General features: G+C 69.1%; 21 protein-coding genes. 11 read left to right on the top strand and 10 right to left on the bottom strand.

The window, feature by feature from the left end; all coding sequences use genetic code 11:
* Position 1: 1 nt before the first annotated feature.
* The gene (locus Pdca_RS34450; RefSeq protein ID WP_085915779.1) at positions 2-289 is read right to left on the bottom strand and encodes a hypothetical protein; all 288 of its coding nucleotides are present in this window, start codon (positions 287-289) and stop codon (positions 2-4) included.
* A gap of 488 nt (positions 290-777) precedes the next feature.
* Between Pdca_RS34450 and Pdca_RS34445 the strand changes: the two genes are divergently transcribed.
* The 3 genes from Pdca_RS34445 to Pdca_RS34435 are packed head-to-tail and all read left to right on the top strand — an operon-like array spanning position 778 to position 2,558.
* Entirely contained in the window at positions 778-1,095 is a 318-nt protein-coding gene (locus Pdca_RS34445) for a hypothetical protein (RefSeq protein ID WP_125911727.1), read from the top strand.
* 2 nt (positions 1,096-1,097) lie between these two features.
* The gene (locus tag Pdca_RS34440) at positions 1,098-1,682 is read left to right on the top strand and encodes a DUF6879 family protein (RefSeq protein ID WP_125911726.1); all 585 of its coding nucleotides are present in this window, start codon (positions 1,098-1,100) and stop codon (positions 1,680-1,682) included.
* A 6-nt stretch (positions 1,683-1,688) separates the two neighbouring features.
* Positions 1,689-2,558, top strand: a complete 870-nt coding sequence (locus Pdca_RS34435; protein ID WP_085915776.1) for a helix-turn-helix domain-containing protein — start codon at positions 1,689-1,691, stop codon at positions 2,556-2,558.
* 233 nt (positions 2,559-2,791) lie between these two features.
* Here Pdca_RS34435 and Pdca_RS34430 read toward each other — a convergent pair whose 3' ends face one another.
* The 5 genes from Pdca_RS34430 to Pdca_RS34410 all read right to left on the bottom strand — a co-directional run bounded on the left by Pdca_RS34430 (position 2,792) and on the right by Pdca_RS34410 (position 7,383).
* Positions 2,792-3,064 (bottom strand): hypothetical protein, encoded by a 273-nt coding sequence (locus Pdca_RS34430; protein ID WP_125911725.1) that lies wholly within the window; start codon positions 3,062-3,064, stop codon positions 2,792-2,794.
* 422 nt (positions 3,065-3,486) lie between these two features.
* Positions 3,487-4,476, bottom strand: coding sequence for a ParA family protein (locus Pdca_RS34425; protein WP_208115290.1), 990 nt, complete (start codon positions 4,474-4,476; stop codon positions 3,487-3,489).
* A gap of 567 nt (positions 4,477-5,043) precedes the next feature.
* Positions 5,044-6,267 carry an alpha/beta hydrolase family protein gene (locus Pdca_RS34420; protein ID WP_232021801.1) on the bottom strand — a complete coding sequence of 408 codons (1,224 nt, stop codon included), beginning with the start codon at positions 6,265-6,267 and terminating at the stop codon, positions 5,044-5,046.
* Between the two features lie 58 nt (positions 6,268-6,325).
* On the bottom strand, positions 6,326-6,691 hold the full coding sequence (locus tag Pdca_RS34415) for a hypothetical protein (protein WP_085915774.1): 366 nt from the start codon (positions 6,689-6,691) through the stop codon (positions 6,326-6,328).
* On the bottom strand, positions 6,688-7,383 hold the full coding sequence (locus tag Pdca_RS34410; protein ID WP_125911724.1) for an apiosidase-like domain-containing protein: 696 nt from the start codon (positions 7,381-7,383) through the stop codon (positions 6,688-6,690). Before Pdca_RS34410 ends, Pdca_RS34415 begins: the two co-directional genes overlap by 4 nt.
* Before the next feature lie 88 nt (positions 7,384-7,471).
* Between Pdca_RS34410 and Pdca_RS34405 the strand changes: the two genes are divergently transcribed.
* The 3 genes from Pdca_RS34405 to Pdca_RS37380 are packed head-to-tail and all read left to right on the top strand — an operon-like array spanning position 7,472 to position 11,317.
* Complete coding sequence (locus Pdca_RS34405) at positions 7,472-8,626, top strand: tyrosine-type recombinase/integrase (protein ID WP_085915772.1); 1,155 nt, start codon at positions 7,472-7,474, stop codon at positions 8,624-8,626.
* On the top strand, positions 8,623-10,932 hold the full coding sequence (locus Pdca_RS34400; RefSeq protein ID WP_208115289.1) for a tyrosine-type recombinase/integrase: 2,310 nt from the start codon (positions 8,623-8,625) through the stop codon (positions 10,930-10,932). Before Pdca_RS34405 ends, Pdca_RS34400 begins: the two co-directional genes overlap by 4 nt.
* Positions 10,919-11,317, top strand: coding sequence for a DUF6262 family protein (locus Pdca_RS37380; protein ID WP_085915770.1), 399 nt, complete (start codon positions 10,919-10,921; stop codon positions 11,315-11,317). The genes Pdca_RS34400 and Pdca_RS37380 overlap by 14 nt, the downstream gene beginning before the upstream one ends.
* An 89-nt stretch (positions 11,318-11,406) precedes the next feature.
* Here the strand turns inward: Pdca_RS37380 and Pdca_RS34390 are convergent, their stop codons facing one another.
* On the bottom strand, positions 11,407-12,381 hold the full coding sequence (locus Pdca_RS34390) for an ADP-ribosylglycohydrolase family protein (protein WP_085915769.1): 975 nt from the start codon (positions 12,379-12,381) through the stop codon (positions 11,407-11,409).
* Between the two features lie 627 nt (positions 12,382-13,008).
* Between Pdca_RS34390 and Pdca_RS34385 the strand changes: the two genes are divergently transcribed.
* Entirely contained in the window at positions 13,009-14,265 is a 1,257-nt protein-coding gene (locus tag Pdca_RS34385) for an IS256 family transposase (protein ID WP_125911373.1), read from the top strand.
* A gap of 236 nt (positions 14,266-14,501) precedes the next feature.
* Positions 14,502-15,989 carry a SulP family inorganic anion transporter gene (locus Pdca_RS34380; protein WP_085916393.1) on the top strand — a complete coding sequence of 496 codons (1,488 nt, stop codon included), beginning with the start codon at positions 14,502-14,504 and terminating at the stop codon, positions 15,987-15,989.
* 121 nt (positions 15,990-16,110) lie between these two features.
* Here Pdca_RS34380 and Pdca_RS34375 read toward each other — a convergent pair whose 3' ends face one another.
* Complete coding sequence (locus tag Pdca_RS34375; protein ID WP_085916394.1) at positions 16,111-16,686, bottom strand: dTDP-4-dehydrorhamnose 3,5-epimerase family protein; 576 nt, start codon at positions 16,684-16,686, stop codon at positions 16,111-16,113.
* Positions 16,687-16,957: 271 nt separating this feature from the next.
* Between Pdca_RS34375 and Pdca_RS34370 the strand changes: the two genes are divergently transcribed.
* Both Pdca_RS34370 and Pdca_RS34365 read left to right on the top strand, forming a co-directional pair.
* A complete protein-coding gene (locus Pdca_RS34370) occupies positions 16,958-17,380 on the top strand; it encodes a MerR family transcriptional regulator (protein ID WP_085916419.1) in 423 nt (140 codons plus the stop codon).
* A 28-nt stretch (positions 17,381-17,408) separates the two neighbouring features.
* On the top strand, positions 17,409-17,654 hold the full coding sequence (locus Pdca_RS34365; RefSeq protein ID WP_179956601.1) for a hypothetical protein: 246 nt from the start codon (positions 17,409-17,411) through the stop codon (positions 17,652-17,654).
* 4 nt (positions 17,655-17,658) lie between these two features.
* Here Pdca_RS34365 and Pdca_RS34360 read toward each other — a convergent pair whose 3' ends face one another.
* A complete protein-coding gene (locus Pdca_RS34360; protein ID WP_085916395.1) occupies positions 17,659-18,066 on the bottom strand; it encodes a hypothetical protein in 408 nt (135 codons plus the stop codon).
* Between the two features lie 328 nt (positions 18,067-18,394).
* Between Pdca_RS34360 and Pdca_RS34355 the strand changes: the two genes are divergently transcribed.
* A complete protein-coding gene (locus tag Pdca_RS34355) occupies positions 18,395-19,498 on the top strand; it encodes a methyltransferase C-terminal domain-containing protein (protein WP_085916396.1) in 1,104 nt (367 codons plus the stop codon).
* A gap of 405 nt (positions 19,499-19,903) precedes the next feature.
* On the opposite strand, the gene Pdca_RS34350 is transcribed toward Pdca_RS34355, so the two are convergent.
* On the bottom strand, positions 19,904-21,289 hold the full coding sequence (locus Pdca_RS34350; protein ID WP_085916397.1) for an acyltransferase family protein: 1,386 nt from the start codon (positions 21,287-21,289) through the stop codon (positions 19,904-19,906).
* Between the last annotated feature and the right edge of the window lie 593 nt (positions 21,290-21,882).

Genomic DNA, 21,882 nt, shown 5'->3' with positions numbered 1-21,882 from the left:
CTCATCCCAGCCCCCCAACCGCCGTCAGCGCCGTCGCCCCGCCGATGCGCCCCGGCAGGCGCCGCAGCCACGCCGACACCGCGCGACGCTGCACGTGCGGGTCACCGGCCGCGGTCTCCGGGACCGGGTCCAGCTCCAGCACACACTCCGGGCACGGCACCCCCGCCGACGCCGCCAGCGCGGCCGGGGCGATCAGCGCCCCGCACACGCTGCGATAGACACCCGCCACGCGCCCGGCACTGATCTCGTCACCACTGACGTCGTGCTCCCGGCCGGCCCGATCAGTCATCGGCGCCGTCGACCCCGCCACCCACGCGCGACGACGCAACTCCGCCGTCGCCCGCCGCGGCCGCGGCCGCCTCACGACAACCGTCCGCGGCGCCGCGGACGCGCCCCGCTCGGTCGCTCCTGCCTCACTTGCGGCAGACTCGTCATGGGTCGTACCTCCTGGTCCTCGAAACCCTGGTCGTGCGATCCACTCCGGCCCCGGCAGGTGTGTCCGCACCTGCCGGGGCCTTCTCTTGCGCAGCACTCGGCTTCCTCCGGCCGAGCCACCAGGGAGTCCTGCGAAGGGGACCCGCATGGCCTCCGGTGACAGCCGCCAATGCAGCTAACCACGGACCCGCTGGTTAGTCAACCACGCGGTCGCTGGTTGACTTGAATCTGCAGGCGAGAGCACACTGTGCGGCGAGTTACAGGCCCGACCGGGAGGGGACCCCGATGACGGTGATCAGCGTGCGAGGCGGACCCTGCGGAGAAGGAGAGGAGTGTCCTGGAGTGCACCGGATGACGTCACGACCTGACCGTTTGTTCGTCGTCGCCGAGCGCATCGCCGACCGCAGCCTGCGTGCCGAGCTGCTCGTCGACTCACCTGAAGGCACGCTCGTCGGGGCCGTCCCGGCCGGTCTCTTCCCGGAGGCCCGCGCTGATCGAGACCCGTATCCGTGGCTGCGACTCCTGCCCGGCCACCGCGGCACTGTGTTCGTCACGGGGGCTGCCGTCGCGGACGCCGCCGAGGCTGCGATGCTCGCGCGCCAGGTCGGTGTCGACGAATTCGCGATGTCCGTGCCTGCCGTCGAGCTGTTGGAGGTGTGACCGTGTCGGAGCTGCTGAAAGGTGCCACGCTCACCGCGGCCATCGCCGACCGCCTGTACGACCGAGGCGGCCGGCCGGTACCGGGGGCCGGCGTATTCCGGATGGAACTGCTGCCCGCGTACGCGGTCGCATCCGATGGCGGCGACTTCGGTCGCTACCTCGAGGGCGAGGCCGAGCCGGACTGGGAGCGGAAGCGCCCATTCATGGCCCGACTCGAACAACGTCGCGACGACGGCCTGTACCAGCGTCGTGTCCGGATCCTGTCGGCCATGCTCAGCGACTACGAGCGGTTCGAATGCGACTGGGCGTACCGGCTAAACGTGCCGTGCGGGGAAGACATCCGCGTCCTGCATCGCGGCGAGCACGACGTGCCGAGCCTGCTCGGGTTCGACTACTGGCTGGTGAACGACTCGACGGTCCTGCGGATGCACTACGCGAACGACGGGAAGTTCCAGGGCGCCCAAGAGGCGCCCGAGCTGCTCCGTGTATGCCGCCGCGAGGCCCGACACACGTTCCGCGAGGCCGAGCCGTTCCTGCAGTGGTGGGAGCGGCACCCAGAGATCGCGGCCCGGCGAAAGGTGACATAGCCGTACATGACCAGTGGCGACCTGAGCGAGCGCGAGCAGCGGCCCCCCGATCACGTCGGGCCGCTGCTCCGTAACGCCAGGACCAGCGCGGGCCTGTCGCAACCTCAGGTCGAGCGCGCGACGTCGCTCTCGCAGAACGGGCTCTCACGCATTGAACGCGGAGAAGGCATGCCCCGCATCGACCCCGAGCACGGCGTCGACCAGGTCGCCGAGCTGGCCGCCCTGTATGGCCTGGCCGCGGATGTCGCGACGGAGCTCACCGAGGTCGTCACCGACTTCTGGGAGGCCCGGAAGGACGAGCGGATCGTCGTCACCCGAGCGACCAACGTCCTGTCCGTGCAGCGACGCATCCGCAGGCGCGAGGAAAAGACGAAGCGGCTGCGGTCGTTCACGAACGGCCTCCCCTTTGGCTGGGCCCAGACCCCCGAGGTGATGGCCGCCATATTCGGCGTTGATGTCGACCATCCCAAGGTGCGTGACCGGATGCGCCGAGCGGCCCAACTCCCGGCGAACGCGGACCGCCAGTACGAGGGCGTGATGACCGAGGGCGGGCTGCGGTGGGTGATGGGGTCCGCCGAGGTGATGGCCGCCCAGGTCGAGCACCTCGCCGCAGTGGCGGCCCTCCCGAACGTCGACCTTCGGCTCATCACCGCGCGCACTCCGGTCGGGATGGAACCCGGCCCCGGATTCCACATCCACGACGAGGACGGACCGGTCGTGCTTGCCCAGGTTGGCGGGTCAGCCGAGTTGGACAAGCCGGAGCAGGTAGCTCGGTACATCGAGCGGTTCGACAGACTGCAGGCTGTAGCCCTCACCGGAGACGATGTGCTCGTCATCCTGACCGAACTCGCCGAGTACTACCGAGGGATCGCCTGATGGCAGTCGCGGCGCGACGGGCCCGACCGCGATCAGGACGACGTCGACCCTGCCGTGACCCCCGGGGCGCCCCCCCGTCGAGGCGGCCGGCGGAGAGTGATCATCGCAGCCGAATTTCGGCTCGCGCAGAGGCATGTCTGTGCTGGCTGCTGCGCGCCCGGGGCGGGCGTGACAGGAGCACGTTGGGCCCGTCACGCCAGCCGCGACGGTTCAAACTTCGCTCCTCACCATGATCAGAGCGCGGAGCCAGTACGAACCTGCAACGCGACGGTCAATGCGGCGATAGCGACATCAGTTCGGGTAACACGAGCGTCTTCGTAGCGCTGAGCTACCCCGGCAGCCAGGTCATCGAGGTACTCGCGCTCGGAGTTGAGCAGCTGCAGGGTGACTGGAGTCCGATCCTGCGCGAGCTTACGGCCGCGAGGGACGCGATCGGTCGGGCTCGGCAGGGTGGCCTCTACCTGGGTGGAAACCGCGGTGTAGTGATCTTCCACGGTCCACATCACGAGCTGGCCATAAGACGGGCGTTCGGACCCCGAGAGTAGTACGTCGTTCACCTGACGATAGAGATCCGCGGGTAGGCGCACGGCTGTCGGAATCCGGCCGCGGGCCGAGCGCTGTTGCCTCAGGGTGGGAGTGGCGCGGGCTCCGCTGGCCGCTGATGGGCGTGACCGCCTACTGGGCGTCCCGCGCACCGAGCCGATGCCCGCCGAGGCTCCCGCACCCGCCGGCCCCGCATCGGAGGGAGGATTCACCGGCGCCGGGCCGGTACTCGCGGGCTCCGGGGTGTCGACCTCAGTAGCCTGGTCACCCTCTGATCGGCTGTTAGTTGGCGTTGGCGCGGGCTCAGGTGGAGCAAGCGTTGCATCGAGGTCGTCGAGTGCCATGGGGTCGAAAACAGCCTTCCGGCGGGGGGACGCCGGCCCATTCACCGCTCTACTCCTACCTGCTCGGCGGCCGCCACTCGCTCGAGGATCTCACGGGTCAACGCTTGGTAGTCGGTCGCCAGAGCACTCGGGTCACGACTATAGAGCCGCAGCTCGGCCTCCTCGGCTGGGTCGCGGCGGAGGCGTTTGTTGCTCCGCAGCTTAGTCAGTCGGGTCCGCTGCTGCTCTTGGCTCGCGGAGACCAGCTCGGTGATCGTCATGTGTGCAGCGCGCAGATCTTTCGCCGCAGCCTTGTCGTTGCGGACCATCGACTGAAAGGCGGACGTCCCTGAACCGCCAAGCATGGTATCGATGTCGCTAAGTACCTCGCCGTTGCGGGCTGTGGCACGGGGGTTGGCATCGAACAACACGACGCCAAGCAGACGGACCAGGGCCCCATTGCGGCGGGCGACCATGAACCGTGCGGCGAGTTGCTCGACACCGTCTAGCCCCGCGTCGTCTTCCTTGGTAGGTATCAGCAGGTAGCGCACCGACTGCAGAAATGCGTCGAGCAGCGGGACGTCACCTGGCCCGGTGTCGATCAGAACCAGGGTGTAGTTCCCCTCGCGGCACACCGATGCGAGAGCTCGACGCAGGTTACCGTTGATGTCGGCACCAGACTGCCCGGCGGAGGCGATGATGGCACCGACGGAGGCCAGGTGCGCTCCGCCCGCCACTAGGTCCAGACCGGGCCGAACATCGGGCAAGACCTCCATCCGGTCGCCGTACTGCAGCGCGTTCATAAAGCTACGGCCCTCGTCACCTGAGACGCCCAGGTCTGACTTCGTCGCGTTGCCCTGCGAGTCCGAGTCGATCACGAGGACTTTGCGGTCCGGGCGGGCGATCATGCTAGCCACAGTGGTCACGATCGAGGTCTTCCCCACCCCACCCTTGCGGTTAGCCACAAGCACGGTCCGGCGCAGGTCCTCGTTCTCAGAGGGCTGTTGGTCAGCCATCAACTGGCTCATCTGTGGGCGTTCCGCCGTGCTCATGTGGGGCCTCCATAGTTGTTCCGTGGCGGATCAGCGTCGGTGAGACCGTCGTGGACTCGTGCAGTGTCTCTCGCCGCGGGCTCTCAGTGGGATAACGACACACATCCGTCTGACGACACGCTGCTGGATGTATCGCTGGCCACAGGCATGGCATCGCCACTAGCTACAGCTGTGTAGCTGTCTGTCGTATCCGCGGATGCCGGCTGTTCGCCTCGCCATGAACCAGCCTGTCTGTCCCCATCTGATGGACCCGCCGTGCACGGAGCGTATAGCTCAAGCGTTGCTACAGATGTACGAGCATCGTTCGGATCATGCTGCTGCTCATGGTGATGCGCTGATGCTGCAGTTTGTGGCTCATCGTCGCCGTGTTCAGGCGGGGACGGGCATGACGGCGTGCCTGTATCCGGTAGCGACCCCGGGTATGTGTCCTCATATGAGCAGCTGTATGCGGCTGCGAACAGGGTAGATGAAGAAATTCCCGGCCTCGACGCGTACGGCGGTCCGCTGTGACACCCAGGCCCGCAGCTACGGGGAGCGGACTGCTGCCCTACCTTGCTGGGGGCGCCGTCATCGCGAAAATAGCTCGCCTTGAAGGTAGGTTTGCCAGTCTGCGTCGGTCAGGCCGTGCTCGCCGGAGCGCAGGTGGTAACTCATCCCGGAGCCTCGGAAGGCTTCGTTCTCGCCCAGGGGCCAGCTCTGCGACGGCAGTCCGGTGTCGCCGAGGTCGTACAGCTCGTAGACCGGTGCGGCGCCGAGGTAGGACAGGAACTCGCCCTGGGGGTCGGCGTTGGCGTCGTCGGTTGCGCTGGCGACAACGACCCGGCCGGGCGCGACCAGCGCCAGCAGCTGGTGCTGGTCCACGGGCAGGGAGTCGGCGTTGCCGGCGTAGTCCTGGTAGGTCTCGGGGAACCAGTGCGGGAACTGATCGTTGACGGCGGCGATCGACTCGCCGGCCTCGTCGCGGCGGGCGAGCTTGGCGCCGGTGGACCCGGAGTTGTTGGAGATAACTACTGGGAAGCGGGTGTCTCGGGCTCCGGCCCACAGCGCGGCCTTGCCGCCGCGGGAGTGGCCGATGACCGCGACCCTGTCGGGGTCGATGTCGGGGTCGGTCTCGAGGTAGTCCATCGCCCGGCTCGCGCCCCAGGCCCAGGCGCTGATCGTGCGGCCGGCGGCGGCGGGCAGCTCTTGCTCGGCCGGGTAAAAGGCGTCGATGACCCCGGAGCGGTAGCTACCCGGGTCATCCGGGGCGACCTGGCCCGCGTCGAGCGCGGCGAACGCATAGCCCTCCTGCAGGATCTGGTCGACCGGGGCGTAGCCCGACGAGCTAGGGTCATCGCCGACCGAGCCGCGGTGGTCGATCAGCAGGAACGTGCCCTTCGGCGTGCCGGTGTCGGGCACGAACAGGCGCAGGTCGAAGCTCGCCTCGCCTTCCGGGCCGGCCACGGTGATCGTGATCGTCTTGGCGGCGCCGCTGCCGCCCTCGTCGAAGGTGATGTCGTCCGGGGTGGGCAGGGTCTGGCCGTAGACGTGGTCCTCGAAGGCCGCCAGCAGCTCGGGGCGGCGCTCGTTTTCCCAGGTGTCGACGCTGTCGACGACGTCGCCGTTGTCGAGCACCAGCGGATCGGGCACCTCGGTGCCGTCGAGGGCCACCGTGGCGTCGTCGTCCGCGTCGGTGTCCAGCGCCGTGACGGATCCGGCCGGCGCAACCCCCTCCGCCCCGGCCCGCTGGAGGAGCTCGGGGCCGGAGGTGGTCGACACGACCGTGACAACCACCAGCGCTGCGACCGTCATAAGGGTCACGGCGCGGCGTGCCCACGTGCGGCCCTGACGTGGCATCGACCGGGCTTCCTCAGCCAGCGCCGGCGGTGTCACCGGCGTCGGGCTGTGTGCCCGGCCAGACTTTCCAGCCGTCGCCCTCGCCGGTCGCGTCGGGCTCGATCCGGTAGCCGGCGCGCTCGAGCAACTCGCGATAGCGCGCATCAGCGGCGGCGCGATCGGCAGCGGTGTCACCGGTGTAGACGAGCAGCATCGGCCCGTCGTCGGGGGCCTCGACGACGAACCCGTCGCGGTCGTCGTCGAACTCGGGACAGTCCTGGGCGCGCAGCAGCTCGCGCAGCAGCTCGGCGTGGCGGTCGCGGTCGTTGCCCAACGGGCGCCCACCGGCGCCGTAGCCGTAGGGCGGGGTCGCGTCGTCGTGCTGGTCGTGTCCGGTCATGAGGCGTCCTCCACAAGTAGTAGCCAGTCTTCGTCGGTCGGTGGGGTGTAGTCCTCGGTGACGTCGACCTCGTCGAAGGCACCGGAGCGCGGGTCGAACCAGTACGCGGTCGGGTCGCCGCTCACGACGCTGGTGTCGACCGAGAAGCCCTGCCCGGCGGGGGTGTAGACGAGCAGGTAGGAGCCGTCCGAGGCGGTGTTGGCGACGATGCGCTCGGCGCCCGAGCCGGCGGCGGAGCCCAGCACCGAGGGGTTGGGCTGGCCTCGGGTGAACGGCAGCGATTCCATCAGCTCGCGCAGGTGCCGCATCTGCCCGGCACCCGGGAACTCCAGGGCCTCGACCCAGTTACCGCGGGCGCCGAGCTCCCCGTCGCCGCCGTCGTTGAACTGCCACACGCTGTGGTGGCCGTAGGTGTGCCCGGCCGCCCCGCCCAGCACCGACCAGTAGGCATCCCGGCGCACGTCCTGCGCAGTGGAGAAACCTTGCTCGGGCTCCCAGCAGTACGGGTGCTCCTCATAGATCGGTTCGCCGTCGAGGAACGGCTTGGCCGGGTCGGTGTCGTAGGTGGTGTCCACCAGCTCGGCGCGCACGTCGTAGCGCAGGCAGTGCCCGCCCTGGATCATGTGGAAGTCCAGCCAGTCGGCAATCTTGATCCACTCGCAACCTGTCCACGACGTCCAACTCGCGAGCAACGGGAGAGCAGCTCGTGCTACACGGACACCCCACGGCAGCCGTGTCCATGTCGTGGGGGAGTGGGTGGTGGGGTTGCGGGTGCAGCGAATGGCGTCGGGGGAGTGCGCGCGCTCGTACACCGTCGTCGACCTCGACGGGCTCCCGGTGGGCCCGGTCGAGGACTTCCTGGCCCACGCGACCTTGGTGCGGCGGTTGTCGCCGAACACGATCGCCGGCTATGCCCATGACCTGCGGGACTATTTCGAGTGGCTCGATCAGCGCGGCCTGGAGTTCGCGCGGGTGAGCCTGGAGCAGCTGGCGCAGTTCTTCGACTGGCTGCGCCGGCCCCGCCAGGCCCGTCAGGAGGATGTGTTCGTGCTGCCGGGCGTCCCGGCGGCATTGGCCCCGGCGACGCTGCAGCGCAAACGTGCCTCCGTCGCGGCGTTCTACCGGTTCCACGCCCGCCGGGATCAAGCGGTCGCGCCGCTGTTGGGCGAGCAGATCGGCGGGCGCGGGCTTGGGCCGCAGGTCCCGATGCTGGCCCACCTTCATCACGGTCGACGCGGTGAGCAGGGGTACAGCCCGCTGCGGGTGCACGTGCCGCACAAGCCCCCGAAGACGTTGACCGAACTGCAGGTCAACGCGCTGGTGCAGGCGTGTGACTGGGCCCGGGATCGGTTCTTGATCCGGCTGCTGGTGGACTCGGGGCTGCGCCTGGGCGAAGCGCTCGGGCTGCGGCACGCCGATCTGCACCTGCGCACCGGCGACGTCGAGGTCGTGCCGCGCGAGGACAACGTCAACCATGCCCGGGTCAAGGGCCTCAAGCGGCGTCGGGTGCCGGTGCCGATCTCGCTGTTCGACCTCTACGCCGACTACATGGAGTTGGAGTACGGGCCGCGGGACTGCGACTACGTCTTCGTCAACTTGTTCGCGCCCGTGGTCGGCGCGCCGATGACGGCGGCGAATGTCTACCGGCTGGTGCGGCAGTTGCGGGCCCGGACCGGGGTGGACTTCTTCACCCCGCACGTGGCCCGGCACACCTACGCCACCACCCTGCTGCGCCGCGGGGTCCAGGCACACGTCGTCACTGATCTGCTCGGGCACGCCGACGTCCAGACCACCACCGCCATCTACTCTCACCTGCGCGTCGAGGACCACCGCGCGCTCCTGGTCGCGGCAGGTGCGCTGGAGCCCAGCGCAGCCGCGGTCACCACCCCACAGGACGCCGCCGAGGCATGGGTAGGACCGGGGAGCAAGGAGTGAGCAACACCCTGTCCGGCGGGACTGCAGCCGGAGGCATCAGAGCCGGCGGGGTCGACGCAGCTCGGTTTGGGGCCGGGCACCTGCTGGAGCGGCTCCTGAGCGCGGTGCGCCCCGAGTTCCGCCACGACATCTTCATCCCAGACCCGGACAGCGCGGTGTTCTTCACCGCCACGTGCGCACTGCCGTCCTGCCCGGCCGCGATCCGCCGGACCCGGATCGGCCTGTGCGAACGACACCACGCCTGGTGGAAACAGGCGGGCCGCCCCGACCTGCCGGGGTGGCTCGGACTTGCCGAGCAACGCCTGCGTGCCGAGGTGCCCGAGGTGCCCGCCTGCGCGGTGGGCGGCTGCAATCGCGCGCACCGCCGCAGCCGTCTCTGTGTGCGGCACGTCTGCGCATGGGACCGTGCGGGCCGCCCGGACTGGGACCATTGGTGCACCGAGCAGCCCGCACCGTCCCCGGTCAACGAATCCGGTTGCCGGTTTCCTGCCTGCCCCCGCTGGTCCGAGCCGACCACGGGGTTCTGCGCAGCGCATCGGCGGCGCTGGATCGCAGCCGGACGCCCGGAGCCGCACGCGTGGTTCGACCAGCTGGCCCACAGCTTGGACCCACGGGTCGATCTACGCGGCCTGGAGCCGCGGCTGCGACTGGAGGTCCAGTACGGGCTGCAGTGCCGCCACGACGCCGCCAGTCGTCTCACCCGGATGATCCGTGTGACCACCGCGGTCAGACTGATCCGCGAGGCCGGGGTCGCCAGCTTGCTGGACTGGGAGGACGAGCGGTGGCATGCCTACACACTGTGCCCGAACTCGGTCGGCAGCGCCTACCAGTCATTCATCCTCGACACCTGCGCTGCGCTGCGGAACCTGGCCGGAGTCGATCCATGGCAGCAGCAGTACCCGCGCGCAGTCTGGGACCTGCGCGCGCTCGACCTCGCCGGCTCCCAGCGGCGCCTCGACTTCTCCCGAATCGAACCCGGCTGGCTGCGTGAACTCGCCAAACAGTGGGCCCGCTGGCGGCTCTCGCGCGGTAACACAGGCCAGAGCGTGGCGACTACTCTGCGGGCCTGCACGTTGCTGGGAGAGCATCTGTGCCGCACCGCGGGGGCAGGAGCCGGTCCGGAGCACCTGACGCGCATCGTGTTGGAGTCCTGGTTCGCGGCGTTGGCGATCGCCCTCTCGAACCCGACCAGCCGCGCCAAGCGGATCAACCAGATCGGGGTGTTCCTGCGTGACGTCGCCCGCCACGACTGGTGCCCCCAGATTCCACACAGCGCCGCCGTCTACGAGGGCGATATGCCCCGGCTCCCGCCCCCGCGGCCGCGGGCGTTGTCCGAGCACCTGATGCGTCAGCTCGAGGATCCCGTGAACCTGGCACGGTTCCCCACCGACGACGGTCGGCTCCTGTTGATGATCCTCATCCAGTGCGGGCTGCGGCTGGGCGATGCCTGCAAGCTCCCGCTGGACTGTGTGGTCCGCGACCACCACGACGCCCCCTACCTGGCCTGGATCAACCACAAGATCCACGGAAGGGTCGCGTTCTTCCCGATCAGTACCGAGCTCGCCGACCACATCACCGTTCAGCAGCGCGCGCAGCAGCAGCGGTGGCCGCAGGGCTGCCGCTACCTGTTCACCCGCTATCAGACCAATCTGGACGGCAACAAGCCGCTGCACGCCTCCACCTGGCGCCGTCACCTCGACGCCTGGCTGCGCGCGATCGAGCTGGTCGACGAGCACGGCGCCCCAGCGCACGTCACCGCGCACCAGTTCCGCCATACCGTGGCGACCCGGTTGATCAACCGGGATGTCCCGCAGTCGGTGGTTCAAGACCTGCTCGACCACATGTCCCCGGCGATGACGGCCCGCTACGCGCGCCTGACCAACGCGACCCGCCGACGGCACTGGGAGACGGCGATGAAGGTCAACGCCGAGGGCGACCCGGTCACAGTCGCCCCCGAGCACCCGCTCGCGGACGCCGATTGGATGCGGCTGAGTCTGGTCAGAGCCAAGGTCACCCTCCCGAACGGCTATTGCGGCGCCCCGGTACAGACCGACTGCGAGTACGCCAATCCGTGTCTGGACTGTCGGTTCTTCATCACCACCCCGGAGTTCCTCGCCCAGCATCGCCGCCAGCGTGACGACTCCCGACAGCAGATCGCCGACGCCGAGCAGGCCGGCCTGGCACGGGTCGCGGAGAAGAACCGCCGCACGACCGCGAAGCTCGACAAGCTCATCACCGTCCTCGAACACGCCACTGACAGCGAGATCGTGGTCGGGGGACGACGGGAGAACAATGCCGCCGGCTAACAACACCCGCTACCTCGTCGAGGCCTCCCGTAGGCGCGCCGCCGAAGCTCGCGATCGGGCCGAACAGGCCATCGCCGCGGTCGCGCGCGCCGGCACCCGCCCGACCATGGTGGAGATCGCCCGCACTGCCGGGGTCTCCCGTTCCTGGCTCTACACCCAGACCGACCTCGTTACGGCCATCGGGCATCTGCAGCAACGGTGTCCCTCCCCGGTCCGAACTGGGCCGCAGCCGGCCACTATCGACTCGCTTCAGACCCGGGTCGAGGCACTCACGCACCGCAATACCCAGCTCCGAGCCGAGGTTCGCGACCTCACCCATCGTCTCGAGGCTGCACATGGTGAGATCCGCCGCCTCCGTATCGCCAACCCAGAAGATCCGAGATGAGCCGCGGCCAGTCGACCGTCTCGTTGGAGTAACGGGCTGGACACGGTTCATCGATGCAGACGGAGCTGCAAGCTGGGATGCGGGCCACTTCAGCGCTGGCGGACCAGGGTGGACTGCAGACCGCTGTGCCGCTGGGCGAGGCGATCGGCGAGCGCCTCGATGCTGTCTGCTCGCGCGAGGCGCTTTCGCCAGTTCGTGGGTAGTGCTCGCACGCCGTGCCGAGCACCGGCGAGCGCTCCGGTCATCGCTGCGATGGTCGGAGTCGAGCCGTGGAGGTGCACGGCGTAGCGGATGGCCTCGCGGGGGTGGTCGGGGTGGCGCAGGAACGCATACACCGCTGCGGCCACTGGGCCCGTGGCCCCCAGCGTCTCGGCGAGCAGCTCTCGCCCTGCTTCCGAGGGGCTCGGATTCTCGGCGGCGAGTTGCTGCAGCGTCGTGACTGCAGGAACTCCGTGCGGACCGGATGCGCCGCGCAAACGGCTCACCAGCAGCCGGGGAGCGGTGTGGGCTGGGCCACCGGCGAGGCTGGTCGCCACAGCTGAAGCGAACATCGCTGCGGCGGCATGGGCGAGGGGGTCCTGGGTCAGCTGCCCCGCGCACATGCGCGCTGCCGACAGTAGATCCGGCCCGCTCAGAGTGGTGAGCGCGAGCGGTGCGACGGGGACTGCTGGATGGGCTCCCTCGCGTGGTACGGCGGCCTCAGGGCGGTCGCGCTTATCCAGGACTGCCGTGAACAGTCGCGTGTCGTCGAGCCCGTAGCCGCAGCGCTGCTTGTCGGCCCACCAGGTGTGAGCCAGGTAGGTCTGGAGGAGCGCGCCGTCGACGTGGCGGATGGTCTGATGGTTGCTCAGGCATTCCGCGACGCCGAGGGCGAGTTCGGTCGCTGCGGTGTGGCGGAGAGGTTGGTCACCGGCGATGTGGTCGTCGAAGTTGACCGGTGCGCGAGCGACTGCGCGTCCGAACGAGACGGCCAGGCCGTCGGCGCATGCCTGGCCCAGCAACAGTCCGCGGGCCTTGTCCTGCCAGAACCGTTCGACTCGAGCCTGGAACTCGTCATTCGTCATGGAGCTCCTCTGCGGGAGGGGCGATGGTGAACAGACGGCTACGACCTAAGAGCGCGCCGCTCGGCGATCGGCAACGCTGCGGCCGGGCCGGCGGTCGCTCGTGCGGTAAGCAGGGCTCGGCGAGAAACTGGGGCGTAGTGGACGATCGAGTCGATCGATGGCTGCGCGCACCTCGCACCCGGCACCGACGGTTCGGCGAAGATCAGCAGATCATCCGGGCCGAGACCCGTTCGGGTCCGGGACGCCGCGGAAGGCGCGTGGTCCACAATCCGTCTCCTTCGTTGGGCGGTGTCGTGGCGAGGCGTCCGGCGAGACGGCTCCGGGGCCCGGGGCGGCATCGCCGGGGGACTGGCACAGCCAACCTTATCCGGACGTGAGAGTTATCGGCATCGTCCGCGCTGGCCGTACGAGGAGCGTGTACCCGTAGCAGCCGTTCGCCCGCCTGGTGCGACCACGCGCCGACGCGGCGGCGATCGGGCTCAACCTCGCTGCAGAAAACGGTCAGGTAGTGGCGTCCACCAAGGTGGTGTGCGACCCGGTCCTGGTCAGGGCCGTGGCGTCGAGGTGTGGGGCGGCCACCGCGTGATCTTCTGGAGACCTTCCACAGTGCTTCAGGAGTTCCACGCGATGACCGCACCCTCCAGTATCGACCCCTCCGAGTTCCTGCACGAGCAGCTGTCCCAGGCGAGTCCCGATCTGCTGCGCCAGATGCTCACCACGTTCATCAACACACTCATGTCCGCCGATGCCGACGCAGTGTGCGGGGCAGCGTGGGGCGAGCGCAGCGAGGCCCGCACGAACATCCGCAACGGCTACCGACACCGTGACTTCGACACCCGCGCGGGCACCATCGACGTAGCGATCCCGAAGCTGCGCAACGGTTCCTACTTCCCCGACTGGTTGCTGGAACGTCGCCGCCGGGCGGAGCGGGCACTCACGACGGTGGTCGCGACCTGCTATCTGCTCGGGGTGTCGACGCGGCGGATGGAGAAGCTCGTCGAGTCCCTCGGGATCACCAGACTGTCGAAGTCGCAAGTCTCGGAGATGGCCCGAGACCTCGACGGCCAGGTCGAGCAGTTCCGGACCCGCCCGCTCGACCAGGGCCCGTACACCTTCATCGCCGCCGACGCCCTGGTCTTGAAGGTGCGTGAGGGCGGGCGGGTGGTCAACGTGCACGCTCTGCTGGCCACCGGCGTCAACGCTGACGGGCACCGGGAGATCCTCGGCCTGCAGGTCACCTCCGCCGAGGACGGAGCCGGCTGGCTCGGGTTCTTCCGAGACCTGACCGCCCGCGGCCTGTCCGGGGTCCGGCTGGTCACCAGCGACGCTCATGCCGGGCTCGTCCACGCGATCGGCGCCACCCTGCCCGGCGCTGCCTGGCAGCGCTGCAGGACGCACTACGCGGCGAACCTGATGGCCGCTACCCCCAAGTCCAGCTGGCCGTGGGTGCGGGCGCTGCTGCACTCGGTCTACGACCAGCCCGACGCCACCAGCGTTCACGCCCAGTTCGACCGGGTCCTCGACGGCGTGGCGGAGAAACTCCCGACGGTGTCCGAGCACCTCGACACCGCCCGCGCCGACGTCCTGGCCTTCACCAGCTTCCCGAAAGAGGTCTGGCGACAGATCTGGTCGAACAACCCCTCCGAGCGACTCAACCGCGAGATCCGGCGTCGCACCGACGTCGTCGGCATCTTCCCGGACCGCAACTCGCTGATCCGTCTCGTCGGCGCCGTGCTGGCCGAGCAACACGACGAATGGGCCGAGGGACGCCGCTACCTCGGCCTCGAGGTCCTCGCCCGCTCCCGCGTCACCGCAGTCCCCGGCACCGGCTCCAGCAGCGAGGAGGTGACCTCAACAGACACGATCCCGGCGCTCAGCGCCTGACAGAACTAGAAGATCACGCGGTAGTCGTCACACACCACGCCAGCGGACTTGACCGGTCAGGTCGGGGCAGTGCTGGAGTCACGTGGCTCTTCAGCTATGGCCGGCGCGCCGGAGAGCGAGGGAGTCGGCATGGTCACACCGGCCATGACTCTCCTGTCACGTGACAGTAGAGTCTTGCCTGATCTCGTGGCCCCAGCGTCGTGGCCGCTCCCCTTCGCTCCCCACAGAAAGTGGCGATGTCGCGTCCTGCCTTTCCCCGGTTCCTGTCCGAGATCCGCATCCCCGGTCCGCGCGTGCTGCGCACCGAGGCGCTCGCCGGCCTCGTGGTCGCGCTGGCGCTGATCCCCGAGGCGATCGCCTTCTCGATCATCGCCGGGGTCGACCCGAAGGTCGGGCTCTATGCGTCGTTCACGATGGCGGTCGTGATCGCCTTCTGCGGCGGCCGGCCGGCAATGATCACCGCAGCAACCGGTGCCATCGCACTGGTGGTCGCCCCGCTCTCGCGTGAGTACGGCGTGGAGTACCTGCTCGCGGCCGTCGTCCTGGGCGGGGTGCTCCAGGTGCTGCTCGCGGTGACCGGTTTCGCCCGGCTGATGCGGTTCCTGCCGCGCAGCGTCATGGTCGGTTTCGTCAACGCGCTGGCGATCCTGATCTTCACCTCTCAGCTGCCGCACCTGATCGACGTCCCGTGGCCGGTCTATGCCCTCACCGCGGTCGGGCTCGCCGTGATGGTCGGCCTGCCGCGGCTGACGAAGGCCGTTCCGGCGCCGCTGGTCGCGATCGTGCTGCTGACCTGCTTCACCGTGTTCGCCGCGGTGACGGTCCCGACCGTGGGGGATCAGGGCGAGCTGCCCGACACCCTGCCCGTGCTCGGCATACCCCTGGTGCCGTTCACCGTCGAGACGCTGTTGATCATCGCCCCGTCCGCGCTCGCGATCGCGCTCGTGGGCCTCATCGAGTCGCTGATGACCGCCAAGCTCGTCGACGGGATCACCGATACCCACTCCGACAAGACCCGCGAGTCGTGGGGCCAGGGCGTCGCCAACGTCGTCACCGGGTTCTTCGGCGGCATGGGCGGCTGCGCCATGATCGGCCAGACGATGATCAACGTGAAGTCCGGTGCCCGCACCCGGGTCTCGACGTTCCTGGCCGGGGTGTTCCTGCTGATCCTGGTGGTGGCCCTGGGCGAGGTCGTCGCGTTGATCCCGATGGCGGCCCTGGTCGCCGTGATGATCATGGTGGCGGTCTCGACGTTCGACTGGCACAGCGTGCAGCCCTCGGTCCTGCGCCGGATGCCCAAGAGCGAGACGACGGTGATGGTCTCGACCGTCGCCGTCACCGTCGGCACGCACAACCTGGCCTACGGCGTCGGGGTCGGAGTGCTGGTGGCGATGGTGCTGTTCGCGCACCGGGTCGCGCATCTGGTCGAGGTCAGCTCGGTGCTCGATCCGGACGGCACCAGCAAGGTCTACCGGGTCAGCGGTCAGCTGTTCTTCGCCAGCAGCAACGACCTCGTGTTCTCCTTCGACTACGCGAACGACCCGCAACACGTGGTCATTGACCTGTCCGCCGCCCACATCTGGGACGCCTCCACCGTTGCCTCCCTGGACGCGATCACGACCAAGTACGCCGCACGCGGCATCGAGGTGACTGTGACCGGCATGAACCACGACAGCAGCACCCGACACCAGCGACTCGCCGGCCACCTCGCCGGCGGCCACTGACTGACCATCGGTCACGGTCACGACGACGGCGCCCGCCGCAAGGGGGGTAGGCGGGCGCCGTCGCGTGCGATCCGGCGACCCCCCGGAGGGCTGGAGCCCCGGGGACGTCGCCCGGACCGGCTCATCTCGCCCGGCTGAAGCCGCGGCCGTGGCGACGGAAGTACGGCACAGCTTCCCGCCATGAGGCCGCCGTCGCGTCCCGGTCGCTGACCAACGACACCGGGACCGGCCAGGGAATCGCCAGCTCGGGGTCGTCGTAGCGGACCGCGATGTCCTCACCGGGGTCGTGCTCGGCGTCGATGCGATAGCAGATGTCAGCGGTCTCGGTCAGCGCCTGGAACCCGTGCAGTACCCCGCGCGGCAGATACAGCGAGGCCAGGTTGTCGTCGTCGAGCCGGAACGTCGCCGACTGCCCGAAGGTCGGTGAGTCCGGACGCGCATCCACGACGACGTCGAACAGGGCCCCGTGCGAGCAGCGCACCAGCTTGGCCTCACCGGCCCCGGTACGCCCGTGCAGGCCGCGCACCACACCCTGTCGACTGCGGGACTGGGAGTCCTGCACGAACCCGGCCGGATCGATCCCGGCCTCGGTCAGTGTGCGCGCCTCGGCGGTACGGCTGAAGAACCCGCGCTCGTCACGGTGCGGCGACGGCGCGAACAGCAGCACCCCCGGCAGCGGCGTGGAACGAACGTGCATCAGACCTCATCGGGAAGGGTGACAACCACGCAGAAATCTACCCTAACGTAACAGGAGTGTTAGCGCCGAGTTCATGCGCATCGTGCTGGCCTACTGGGGGCGTACGTGCACTTGAGCCGAGCTTCCAACGGAGTGTCTAATTGCCCTCACGTCAGGGTTGCTGGGTGGTGGTGCGCAGCGATGGGTGCGTCGTGCACCTGTCGTTCGCGTCGCTGACTATCCTCGACCGACAGCGCCCGTGTCGGGCGGTGACGAAAGGTGGGGCATGTCGATGGGCGAGGAGCTGATGCAGATCGGTCAGGTATCGACGCGCATCGGTTTGTCGCTGCGCACCATCCGCCACTGGGACGAAGTGGGGTTGGTGACCCCGTCGGCACGTTCAGCGGGCGGATTTCGGCTCTACACCGAAACCGATGTCGAACGGCTGGCGTTCATCAAGCGGCTCAAGCCGCTCGACTTCAGCCTCGACCAGATCAAGGAGCTGTTGGCGACCGTGGACGGGCTGGCGCAGCAGGAGGAGCTCAGCTCGGAGCGGCTCGAGGATCTGCTCGGTCGTCTGGCGATGTTCCGGGCGGCCACGGACAGTCGGCTCGATGCCCTGCGCCACCAGGTCGACAGCCTCGAGTCGTTGTCACGTGACCTGAAGAACCTCGACACATCCACCCGGTCGTACAACGCCTCACAGACCCCCTGAGCTGCATCGTCTGCGGCCGTACCGGCCCATGGAAATCGTCCGGCGTATGCCGCGGGCGGCACCGAACGCCGACCTGCTCTACCGGACCGCCCGGCTGACCGAACAGGCCGCGGTCGAGGCACTGTCGTCGCAGTCCGAGTGCGAGGTGCTTCGCCGCGACTCCGACGGCGAGTACCTGGCGCTGCTCAGCAACAAGTGGCGGATGGACATCATCTGCAAGAAGTTCCCGGACCTGCGGTTCGAGGCGATGCCCGCGGGGTCGTCGGTCTCCTGACCGGTCAGTCGGCCGCGCAGCTCGACGGCGCGCAGGTCTCGGTGCCGGTCTGCGGCTGGACCGTGGTGGTCGGGGCGGGCCCGGCCACCGCGGTGATCACGAACGCGGCCAGCCAGATCAGTCCGCCGGCCAGACCGGCGACCGACACCCCGGCCGCGAGGACCGCCCTGCGGTTCCCGCGCACCGGCCCCCGGGTCGCGTCGATCGTGCCGAGCAGCAGCCCCGCCAGTGTGAGGACCACGCCGCCGGAGGCGAGCGCCAGGCCGCCCAGCGGGAGCGGTGTGACGACGGAGAGGCCGATCGCGGCCGCGACGCACACGGCGCCCAGCGCGCCGAGCACCAGTGCGGTCGTCGCGAGACCGCCACGCGTCGTGGCGAGCGGTCGTGGGGCGACGGAGCGGTTGCGGGGCACGGGCACAGCATCCGGTCCGCAACCCCCCGTGCCCGCGCCGGACCGGGAGAGATCCACAGTTCTGGGTACGGTCCACGCGAGACTCGCCGGATGCCGCATCAGTTGATACGCCGAACCAGTCTGGTAGCCCGGAGGCACGTCGACGCCCGACCGAGTCGAGACCGGAGGCCACGACCAGCGCCGAGGCGCGGCTTGATCTCCGCACGCCACGCCCTGTTCACCCGGCGGGGCGGAACGCGCCGGTGCCCGCCGTCGTCGATGCTGGCCCCACTGACGACCTTCACTCGGTTATCTCGGGCGACTCTCACCGGACGGTAGAGTTCGGCGGGTGACGGCTGAGGTAATCAGATGCTGCTTCTGCGGGGCGGAGCAGGGTGATGTCGTCGTCGATCTCGGCCAGCAGCCGTCGTGCGAACTCTTCCCCGCCCGGACCGACCCCGGCCCGGACCCGACCTTCCCTGTGCGGTTGTGGCTGTGCCAGGCGTGTGGACTCGCACAGCTGACCGACCATGACGACGTCCCGGAAGAGGTCGCCGGTCTCGAACCCGAGGCGCTGCGCACGCAGCGGCGTGAATCGGCCGGCTGGCTCGCCGGACCAAACCTGATCCCGACCGGGGGCATCGTCGCCGAGTACGACAGCCCTCACGGGGGAAGTTGGCTGCCGCAGCTACGTGAGGCCGGGCTCGTCGGCCGAATCGCTGGCACTGGTGAGGCCGCCGATCTGGTCGTCGACGGCTGTTTCGGCATGATGCACGCCGCCGACCAGCAGGCCGCGCTGCGCGCGCGTGCGGCACGGTTGCGACCGGGTGGGCGGCTGGTGGTGCAGTTCCACTCCCTGGCCGCGATCCTGCGACTGCGCCAGTGGAACGCGGTCCGGCTCGGCCACCTCGCCTACTACTCGACGCCCGCCATGGTCGAGATGCTGGCCCGGGTGGGGCTCTCGGCCGTGGCCGCGCGCGACTTCTCCCTCTACGGCGGGACGGTCACCCTGGTCGCCTCACGCGCCGGTGCGGACCACCACGGCAGCGTGGAGAAGCTGTGTCGCTACGAGCGACTCATCGGTGTCCGCGACCCCGCGCGGGTGCACGCCCTGCAGGAGGACGTGCACTCCGGGGCCGAGGCACTGGTCGACACGCTGCGCCAGGCTCGCGCCCGCGGCGAGATCGTCCTCGGCTACGGGGCGGCGTCGCGGGCCGTGCCGTTGCTCGTGCTCGCCGGCATCGACGCCGACCTGCTCCCGGTCGTCGCCGACGCCTCGCCCGCGAAACAGAACTGCCGGATGCCAGGCACCGACATCCCCGTGGTCACGCCGGAGGAGTTGACACGTCGCCGCCCGGACACGGTTCTGCTGTTCGTGCCGGACCTGCTCGACGAGCTCCGCCGCGTACTACCCGAGATCGAGAGCTGCGGTGGGCAGTGGCTTCCTGTCTGACCTACATCCCCGGCCGGACTTCGGCGGTGGTTGACCATGAGCTCGAGGTTATGGAGTGGCAGGTGTGGTTCAGGCTGGGCGCACGTGGGAGCGGCTGGAGGTCGGACGTGAGTCGGGGCATGGCGTCGGTGCTCCGCCCACTCGCGTCGCGTGGGCAGGGTTGCGGCGGGGGCTGAGGGTGAAGGTGCGGGCATCGCCCCTGGCCGCTCGTGCTCACCCGCAGCATCGCGCGGACACCGTGCCGGCCCGTTCGACGGCCCTGCGGGCTCGGCGCCAGCTTTCCACCGCGTTCGCGATCAGCAGCGTCGTCACGGTGCGCCTGTGCCAGCGTCGCCGTACTGCTGGCAGTGCAGCCGATCCGGGAGCCGGCGCCCTGGCGCAGACCGCCGAGGAGGAATCTGCCTGTCACCGTGCCCTGAGGCGGGGCGGCGTCGCTGCGCCGTCGCGACGACTACTCACATCCAGCTCACTGGCGGCGTCGATCAGCTCACCGTTCCCAGCTCGTGCCGATCGCTGCCCGCTCGGTGGCGGGACACGGGCCCCGCCGTCTGCGATCCGGATGGGCACGGTGTCGTCCGGGCTGCCGGACACGTGCAGCCGCTCCGTAGGGAGACTGTCGGTGACCTCGGCCGGCGATCGATCGGTAGCGGCGACCGGGCCAGGTCCTTGGCCGGGCTGCGGTACCGACATCACCTCCGTTGCGGCGTCGGACGGACCGTCGGCGGCGGCGTCGTCGTGTCCGTGTGCCGGCCGTCGCCCGAGCCGTGGTGTCACGTTCTTCCACCGCATCGCCCGACGTTCGATCAGGAACCAGGACGCCACCGCGAGCGGCAGCGTCGTGAGGAGTCCGGTTCCGACGAACAACGCCGTCGGAACCGCGGAGAGCGCTGTCAGGTTCAGAACCTGCTGTACCGGCCAGTGGTAGATGTACATCCCGTAGGACACGTCGTGGCGCATCGACCAGGACAGCCGACGCCGGGTCCCCAGCCAGAAGAAGACATAGGTCAACGGCGCCGCGCCGAGGACGCGGTAGTCCTGGAACAGGAACAGGCTGACGCCGAACACCGCGACCGCCACGAGCACGAGAGCGCCCCGGGTCGGGATCTGATCACTGAATCGGTAGGCCACCATGCCCAGTACGAATACGAAACCGAGACGCAGCACGCGGTCGTTGACCATCGTCTCGACGCCGGCCTCCTGCAGCACCGTCACCACCGCGAAGACACCGGCCACGGCCAGGACGGTCCACCGGTGGTGCCGGAGCAGGCCGAGAACCCCCAGCCCGAGTACCAGCGCGTAACACGCTGCCTCGAAGAACAGGGTCCACAGCGCACCGTTGAAACTGCCGTCGGCCACGCCCGGGTCGAGGATGCCGCCGATCTCGTACTGCAGCATCAGCAGTCCCGAGTTGACCAGCACGAACCGCAGTGCCGACGAGGCCTCGGTGAACGCCGTTGCCGCCGGCATGCCCTGCAGCACGGCCGCGGTCGGAGCCGCGACGAACGCGACCACGAGCAGGCAGATCCAGAAGCCCGGCATGATCCTCAGGAACCGGTGCCAGGCGTACCGCAGCGGGGAATCGAGCCGCAGGTAGCTGCGAGTCACCAGGAAGCCGCTGAGGATGAAGAAGCCGTCCAGCGCAAGATCACCTACCGAGGTGCTTCCCCAGAAGGGCTGACTGCCGGTGTGAATATCCATGCCGTGGATCACCGCCACGGTCACGGCGAAGATCAAGCGCAGGACATCGAACGCGTTACGCCGCGAGTCGAAGTCGCCTGCCAGTGTGCTCACGAACTCCCCCTCCGAACGCGGCCCGTGATCAAGGCCGCGCCGCGGATGAACACTACCGTTACGTCAGAGCAGAGTATGGCGTAGGCTGAACGATGTAACGCTTACCTATAACACCAGGTCAACCGCGGTATGGCTACGGACAGGCCGTCACTGCACGCCCCGTGTCTCTCAGCAAACTCTCACACGCTTGCAGATTCAGCGCCGGGGTGGCTCAGGGTCAACGGTGGAAGACCGACGTCCTCGGCAGAGCCGCTCAGTTGGCGGAGGTTCGCATGGAGCGGGACACGGACTCCACTCGGCCAGGAAGGCCACCGCGAGCTGAACAAAGCTCGACCACGCTCGGCTGGGAATGACCCCGCCGCCGCGGGTAGCCGGTCGAAGAAGCCCCGCCGGCTACGTCACCGACTTGATGTGGTCCCACGCATCCTGCCCGAGCGCGCCGCGTCACAAGCAAGCCCGAGCGAAAGTACGCAGGTCCTGGGCGCATTAGGCGACGGCCACGATCGAGATAGGCGCGGAACCGGAGCAGACCGGGCAAGGCTAGTCGTGGCCCGCTCGAGGCGAGAGCAGCACCTTCTCCTGCGCGATCGAGT

Source organism: Pseudonocardia autotrophica (genome assembly GCF_003945385.1).
Classification (GTDB): Bacteria; Actinomycetota; Actinomycetes; order Mycobacteriales; family Pseudonocardiaceae; genus Pseudonocardia; species Pseudonocardia autotrophica.
This window is presented reverse-complemented; position numbering and strand designations above follow the sequence as displayed.